General features: G+C 65.3%; 7 protein-coding genes and 1 pseudogene. 5 read left to right on the top strand and 3 right to left on the bottom strand.

Features of this window, described 5'->3' with window-relative positions:
* Both DY468_RS24075 and DY468_RS24070 read left to right on the top strand, forming a co-directional pair.
* Window positions 1-297: carbonic anhydrase (locus tag DY468_RS24075; protein WP_164608074.1), on the top strand; the 297-nt coding region annotated here is incomplete at its 5' end.
* Window positions 298-443: 146 nt separating this feature from the next.
* Window positions 444-1178: an MBL fold metallo-hydrolase gene (locus DY468_RS24070; protein ID WP_164608072.1), complete on the top strand. Its 735-nt coding sequence runs from the start codon at window positions 444-446 to the stop codon at window positions 1176-1178.
* A gap of 337 nt (window positions 1179-1515) precedes the next feature.
* On the opposite strand, the gene DY468_RS24065 is transcribed toward DY468_RS24070, so the two are convergent.
* A complete protein-coding gene (locus DY468_RS24065; protein WP_164608070.1) occupies window positions 1516-2610 on the bottom strand; it encodes a quinone-dependent dihydroorotate dehydrogenase in 1095 nt (364 codons plus the stop codon).
* Window positions 2607-2951 carry a DUF952 domain-containing protein gene (locus tag DY468_RS24060; protein WP_164608068.1) on the bottom strand — a complete coding sequence of 115 codons (345 nt, stop codon included), beginning with the start codon at window positions 2949-2951 and terminating at the stop codon, window positions 2607-2609. The genes DY468_RS24065 and DY468_RS24060 overlap by 4 nt, the downstream gene beginning before the upstream one ends.
* A gap of 333 nt (window positions 2952-3284) precedes the next feature.
* Between DY468_RS24060 and DY468_RS24055 the strand changes: the two genes are divergently transcribed.
* Entirely contained in the window at window positions 3285-3911 is a 627-nt protein-coding gene (locus DY468_RS24055) for a S24 family peptidase (protein WP_164608075.1), read from the top strand.
* A gap of 89 nt (window positions 3912-4000) precedes the next feature.
* Window positions 4001-4759 (top strand): carbonic anhydrase, encoded by a 759-nt coding sequence (locus DY468_RS24050; RefSeq protein WP_164608066.1) that lies wholly within the window; start codon window positions 4001-4003, stop codon window positions 4757-4759.
* A gap of 101 nt (window positions 4760-4860) precedes the next feature.
* On the opposite strand, the gene DY468_RS24045 is transcribed toward DY468_RS24050, so the two are convergent.
* Complete coding sequence (locus DY468_RS24045; protein WP_164608064.1) at window positions 4861-5727, bottom strand: caspase family protein; 867 nt, start codon at window positions 5725-5727, stop codon at window positions 4861-4863.
* A gap of 438 nt (window positions 5728-6165) precedes the next feature.
* Between DY468_RS24045 and DY468_RS24040 the strand changes: the two are divergent.
* A pseudogene (locus DY468_RS24040) lies at window positions 6166-6956 on the top strand (hypothetical protein); the annotation flags it as partial.

Below are 6956 nucleotides of genomic sequence, written 5' to 3'. Positions count from 1 at the left end.
GTGCTCGGCCACACCCATTGCGGCGCCGTCAAGGCCACGGTCGCGGCCCTCCAGAAGGGCAATGATCTGCCCGGCCACATCGCCGCTCTCGTGCGCGACATGAAGCCCGGCATCGAGCCGGTGTTGAAGGCCAAGGAAGACGATCTGCGCAATCAGGCCGTGATCGCCAATGTCCGCTACAATGTCCGGCAGTTGCAGGAGTCGAAGCCGATTCTCGCCGACATGGTGAACAGCAAGAAGCTGCGGGTGGTCGGCGGCGTCTACGATCTCGCCAGCGGCAAGGTCACCCTGATCTAACGACGCAAGCAACGATGCGCGCAGGGCACCGCACGCGTCCCTGCGCGCAACGGTCGCGGCATCCGGCGATGGTACGGGTTACGTTCCGATCACAGACGGCCTAGAGCTGGGCGAACGGCATCTGAGCCGGATCGACGGAACGCGAAATGCAGGTACGATTTGTCGGCTGTGGCGACGCGCTGGGCTCCGGTGGACGGCTCAACACCTGCTTTCACGTCTCCGGCCAGACCGTCAACTTCCTGATCGACTGCGGCGCCACGTCTTTGCCGGCGCTGAAGCGCTGCGGAATCCTGCGCGACGAACTCGATCTGATCCTGATCACGCATTTTCACGCCGATCATTTCGGCGGCCTGCCGTTCCTGATGCTCGACGCGCAGTTCATGAAGCGCAAGCGACCGCTGGTGATCGCAGGACCGCAAGGCATCGATATCCGCCTCACGCGCCTGATGGAAGCGATGTTCGAGCACTCGTCCGCAACCAAGTCGAGCTTCGACCTCCAGGTGCTGACACTCGAACCTGCAGTGGAGCGGCAGTTCGGCGCCGTGACCGTGACGCCGTTTCCGGTGATCCACGGCGACTCCGGCGGACCGTTCTTCGCCTACCGGATCGAAGCGGAAGGGCGAATTCTCGCCTATAGCGGCGATACCCAATGGACCGATCAGCTCGTTGCGGCAGCGCACGACGCCGATCTGTTCATCTGCGAGGCCTACACCTACGATCGCACGGTGAAGAACCACATCAGCCTGAAGGCGCTGGAAACCCACCTGCCGCAGATCAATCCGAAGCGCGTGATCCTCACCCACATGGGCGACGAGGTGCTGCACAGGCTAGACACCGTCCCGCACATGGCGGCGAGCGACGGACTGATCGTTCCGCTGTAGAAACGCTCAGCGAGCCGTTCCGGGGCGCGCGCAGCGCGAACCCGGAATCTCTGTGCCCGATAACTACGGGATTCCGGGCTCGCTCACTTCGTGAGCGCCCCGGAATGACACCCGTGACTGGAGCGCTACGCGCCCCCCCAGGATGACAGTCGTGTTGTGTGGGGAGTCATTCCGGGACGCTCGTGCCAGCGAGCGGACCCGGAATCTGGAGATTCTGGGCACTACAGCGATTCAGCGGGACAGACTTCTCGGCCAGGTAACCGCGGGATTCCGGGTTCGCTCGCTGCGCGAGCGCCCTGGAATGACGGGGGGGTGGGAGTAGCCGAACGTCGACCGTTCAGATCGGCCACTCTTCCGCAGTGATCATCGGAGCGTCGGCGCCGACGATTTCGGCCAGCGACTCGCGGCCGGTGCGGAGCAGCGTCGAGGCGAGATCGGCCTTGATGTTCTCGACCAAGCCGAGGCCTTTATAGACCAGCGCCGAATACAACTGCACCAGCGTCGCGCCGGCGCGGATCTTGGTCAGCGCCGCGCCGCCGGAATCGATGCCGCCGACGCCGATCAGCGGGAACGCGCCCTCGGCGCGCACGTAAGTCTCCGCCACCATCCGGGTCGACAGCCGGAACAGCGGCCGGCCTGACAGCCCGCCCTGCTCGTTGATGCGGTTGCGCTCGCGCAGCGTCGGCGAGCGTGACAGCGTGGTGTTGGCGACGATCATGCCGTCGACCCGCCGCGACCGCGCGATGTGCACGACATCGTCGAGCTCGGCGAGCGACAGATCGGGCGCGATCTTCAAGAGCACCGGGGTGTCGCCTGCCGCCGCCCGCACCCGTTCACGGGCATCGATCACCCGCGCCAGCAGATCGTCGAGCGCGGCGGCCTGCTGCAGATTGCGCAGGCCCGGCGTGTTGGGTGACGAGACGTTGACGGTGAAGTAACTCGCCAGCGGCGCGAAGGTCTCGATCAGTTTGACGTAGTCCGCCACCCGATCGTCGCTGTCCTTGTTGGCGCCGACATTGACCCCGACGACGCCGCCATATTGCGCGCGCGCCGCCAGCCGGCGCAGCACCGCCTCGGCGCCTTCGTTGTTGAAGCCCATGCGGTTGATCACCGCTTCGTCGCGCTCCAGGCGGAACAGGCGCGGCCGCGGATTGCCGGACTGCGGCCTCGGCGTCACGGTGCCGACTTCGACAAAGCCGAAACCGAGCCGCAGCAGCGCATCCGGCGCTTCGGCGTTCTTGTCGAAGCCGGCGGCGATGCCGACCGGATTGGGAAAATTCAGCCCGAAGGCGCGGACCGCGAGTTTGGAATCGTCCGGACGCGGCTTCGCCGGCGGCAGCAGCTTGAGGCCCTGGATGGCCAGCCGGTGCGCATCCTCCGGATCGAGCCAGCGCAGTAGCGGCAGCGAAACGGCATCGAAGGCGCGGATCACGACGCAAGCTCCGGCACGACGTGGCTGCCGTCGGGGCGGGTGACGAGATCCTGCACGCCGGTCACCGCAGACAATGTCAGTTCGCCATAGAGATGCGGAAACAGCTCGCCGCCGCGCGATGGCTCCCACCGCAGCCCGTCGCCGAGCGCAGCCGCATCGACCGCAATCAGCTTCAGGCCGGTCTTGCCGGCATAATGCTTGGCGAGGGTGCCGGCGAGTTGCGGCGCCGTCGAGAAATGGATGAAGCCGTCGCGGGCATCGTCGGCACTGCCGCGGTACAGACCGGCCCGTTCGGCGTCGCGCCAGGCCGCGGCCTCACAGATCTTGTAAATCGTGCGCAAGGGCGCGGTTTCCCGTCGTTGCGGCTGGTTTCAGGGTCGGGCGAGGATCGGTCCGGCCAATCTCCGGGCAACCGAAACATCCGCTGAAACAATAAGTTGCGCACGTCGGAAGCGCAAAGTCGAATCCGGCATAGCGGATCCGCGCGCGTTCGGTCGCCCGGCCATCGGCCGAACATGGGCACGACCGTATCGGCCGCTCCGAAGCTCTGCAAGAGGCCGCGCTTTTGTCACCGGACGGGATTGCATAACGCCGAAAATTGAGGCAATAATTCCTAGTATCAAGTCCGTTTCCGCGCGCCGGAGCGAAGGCGCATCTGGGTGCCTCCGATGCAAATGCTGACGCACGATCAGATCTGGACTGCCCTCGACAGGCTGGCCGAACGATCCGGCCTCTCGCCGTCGGGGCTCGCCAAGAAATCCGGACTCGATCCGACCACCTTCAACAAGTCGAAGCGGATCACCAATGACGGCCGCGAGCGCTGGCCTTCGACCGAATCGGTCGCCAAGGCGCTGCAGGCCACCAACACCGCGATCGACAGCTTCGTCCAACTGATCCACGACCGGCCGCGCGTGGTGCAATCGGTGCCGCTGCTCGGCCTCGCTCAGGCCGGCTCCGGCGGTTATTTCGACGACGGAGGCTTCCCGGTCGGCAAAGGCTGGGACGAGGTGGGACTGCCGTCGATCAGCGACGAGCATGCCTATGCGCTGCAGATCTCCGGCGATTCGATGAAGCCTGCGTATCGCGACGGTGACATCGTCGTGGTCTCGCCCAGCGCCACGGTCCGTCGCGGCGACCGGGTGGTGGTGAAGACCACCAAGGGCGAAGTGATGGTGAAGGAATTGAAGCGCCGCACCGCCAAGCTGATCGAACTAACGTCGCTCAATCCCAGCCACCCGGACCGGACCCTGATGCCGTCCGAGGTGGAGTGGATCGGCCGCATCGTCTGGGCCAGCCAGTAAACAAACACCATCGTCGTTCATTCGTCCCACTTCCCTTTGCTCCGTCGCCGCGCAATGCTAGTTCCCGCGCATCAATCCGGGAGACGTCGATGGACCGCCGAAATATCCTGAAGGCCTTTGCCGGCCTCGCTCTATGTCCGCTCTGCGCCAGCGCCGGCGTTGCCGCCGAAGGCGCCCACCATTGGGGCTACGAGGGCGACGGCGCCCCCGCAAAGTGGGGTGAGCTCGATCCCGCCAACCAGATCTGCTCGATCGGGGTGCAGCAATCGCCGGTCGACATCCGCTCGACCGTCAGCGCCAACCTGTTTCCGCTGCAGGTGCAGTGGGCGGACACCGCCGACACCATCGTCAACAACGGTCACACCATCCAGCTCAACATGGCCGAGGGCTCGACGCTCAAGCTCGGCGGCGCGAGCTTCAAGCTGGTGCAATTCCATTTTCATCGCCCCAGCGAGCATCAGATCGACGGCAAGTCGTTCCCGATGGAAGTCCACTTCGTCCACCGTATGGATTCCGGCACGCTCGGCGTGGTCGGCGTGCTGATGCAGGAAGGTGCGGCCAATCCGGCATTCGCCAAGATCGTCGCGACCATGCCGCAGAGCGAGGGCCCGGCGGTGAAGGCCGATCCAGCAATCAACCCGAACGCGTTGCTGCCGACCAAGCTCGCCTACTATCGCTACGAAGGGTCGCTGACGACGCCGCCATGCTCGGAGGTCGTCGACTGGATGGTGCTGACCGATCCGATCACGGTCGCGGCCAGCGACGTCGCGGCGTTCGCAAAGCTGTATCCGATGAACGCCCGCCCGGTGCAGAAGGACAATCGCCGCTTCGTGCTGCAGTCCAACTGAGCCCGACACCACAGGTCGAGCCGGCTGAACGAAAAAAGACCTGACGCGGCAGCCGCGTCAGGTCTTTGGCTTTTCAGACTGATAATGTGAGGTCGCCGGTTTCAGCCGCCGTTGCCCGGCGACGCATCAGCGACCGGGACCAGCGGCACGTCCGTAACCAGCGAAGAGGTCATCGACGGCACCTGGGCGCCGCTGGTCGCCTTGATCACCGCCTGCCGCGCCTTGGCGAAAGCGGCCTCCGCGCTCGCCGGCGACGACAGCGAACCGATCAGCTCAGCAACCACCATGCTGTTGGGAGCGTCATTGTCGTCCGCTACCTGCCCCGGCGTCGCCGACGACAGCACCAGCGCATTGGCCGGCGTCTCGATCGGCGCCAGCCCGTGCGAATAGGCACGGAAGCGGCGCTCATAGGGATTGCGGCGCGAGGCATCGAGCACCGCGAGGCTGGTGCTGGCACCGGCAGCCTTGATCTCCGCCAGCACCTGCTCGACGCTGACGCCGCTGCGGCGCACATCGGCCTCGGTCCAGATCTTGGCGTCGACCGGGACCATGTAATTGTCACGGCCGGACTGAATGCCGTAGCCGCCGAAGAACAGCATCACGGTCGCGTCCTTGCGGGCGCGTGCCTTGAGACGACCGACCGCGCGCAGAATGTCGTCGCGGCTGGCGTCCTCGATCATATCGACGTCATAGCCGTCGCCGCGCAGCTTGGCGCTGAGCGCACGGGCGTCGTTGATCGGCTGGGCCAGCGGAGCCGCCGCGTCCGGGTAATGACCATTGCCGATCACCAGCGCCAGCCGGGACGAGGAGGCGTTCGCCTCTTGCGCGGCTGGCGAAGCGGCGCGGGCGGACTCGACCGGGCGCTTGTTCAGCGCCGCATGAGCACCGATCCCGAGCGACACCACGCCCACCAGAGCCGCGACCGCGGTGAGGGTTCGCCGGGAAAAGCGATGCAAGCGGATCTTCATCGTCGGTCGTCCTTATCGGCGCGCGCAGGCATTCGTCGCGTCGCTACCGTTCAGGTTCAGGGATGAGCGGGTGTTTTGCGTGTGAATTGCGCTCAATTTGCGGCGTCGCACAATAACAAGTTCTTAAACAATCCACGTTGTTCCGACAAGCTGGCAGGAACTCGCAGCGTTGAACCGAAACAACTCGCCGTCATCTCGGACCTCTGACCTTTGCTACTTCGACTATTCTTCAACCCGAAGGCCCCGAACGGTATCGAGATCACTGCGAATTCTTCGCTGAGCGGTGCTGCGACAATTATCATCTTTGGAGGCCGGCCGTTCTGTCCTACGGCTCGACCGGCCCGATCGGGCGAGGCCGGATGCGGCGGGTTTGTAATCCCCGTCCGTCCATGCAATTTCTCAATGGTTGGAAGACGTTCAGGCGCGCGGAAGACGATCATGGATGTGCTGAAGATGGCCGGCGCCGCGTACCGCGCGCTGACCGCCAGGAAGGAAGCGCCAACGCTGTACGACCTGTGCGATCCAGTGTTTCTCGGCCACAAGCACGGCGATCCGCACATCTCCAAATTCTACAAGACCGCGCTCGCCAACCCCGCGCTGCGGCCACTGCTTCGCAAAGCCGGGCTGCCGGAACTCCACGACCCGGTCCGGTTTCGCGCCTTGCGGGATGCCCTGATCAGCGCGCGCGACGATGCCGAGCCGGATTGGGCGGCCATCGGAGCGCCGATCGCCGAACTGATCGACAGCGTCAGGCTCGAACACCCGCGACCACCCGGCTGGGTGGCGCCGGCGCAGACGCCGCGGCTTTCCGACATCGACAGCGCGATCCGCGCCTGCGGCGATCATCTGCTGCAGTCCTGGAGCCGCAACGGCTTCCTGCCGGCCTATGCGGCCTTCAACCTGATCGGCGATCCGGATTTCGACGGCCGCGCCTTCGTCGCGACGCTGACCGGCCTGAATGCGCGCAGCTACAAGAACTCGACGCTGCTGTTTGGTCTGGCGCGGGTGTTCATCGCCCGCTCGCCGGCAGCGGGCGTGATCAACCCGCGCTGGCGCGGCATCGCCGAGCCGATGTGGTCGCCCGTGCAGATTCGCCACCGCTCGGCCTATTACGACGCATTCTACATCGAAGCGCTGCTCGGCTTCATCGATACCGGTCTCGGTACGCCCGACGACACCCGCGCAGCGCGGCGGATGATCGCCGACATGGCCGAGTTCTGCCTGAAGAC

Source organism: Rhodopseudomonas sp. BR0M22 (genome assembly GCF_010907035.1).
Classification (GTDB): domain Bacteria; phylum Pseudomonadota; class Alphaproteobacteria; order Rhizobiales; family Xanthobacteraceae; genus Rhodopseudomonas.
Note: the sequence above shows the minus strand (reverse complement) of the source record. Positions and strands in the feature narration are given on the sequence as shown.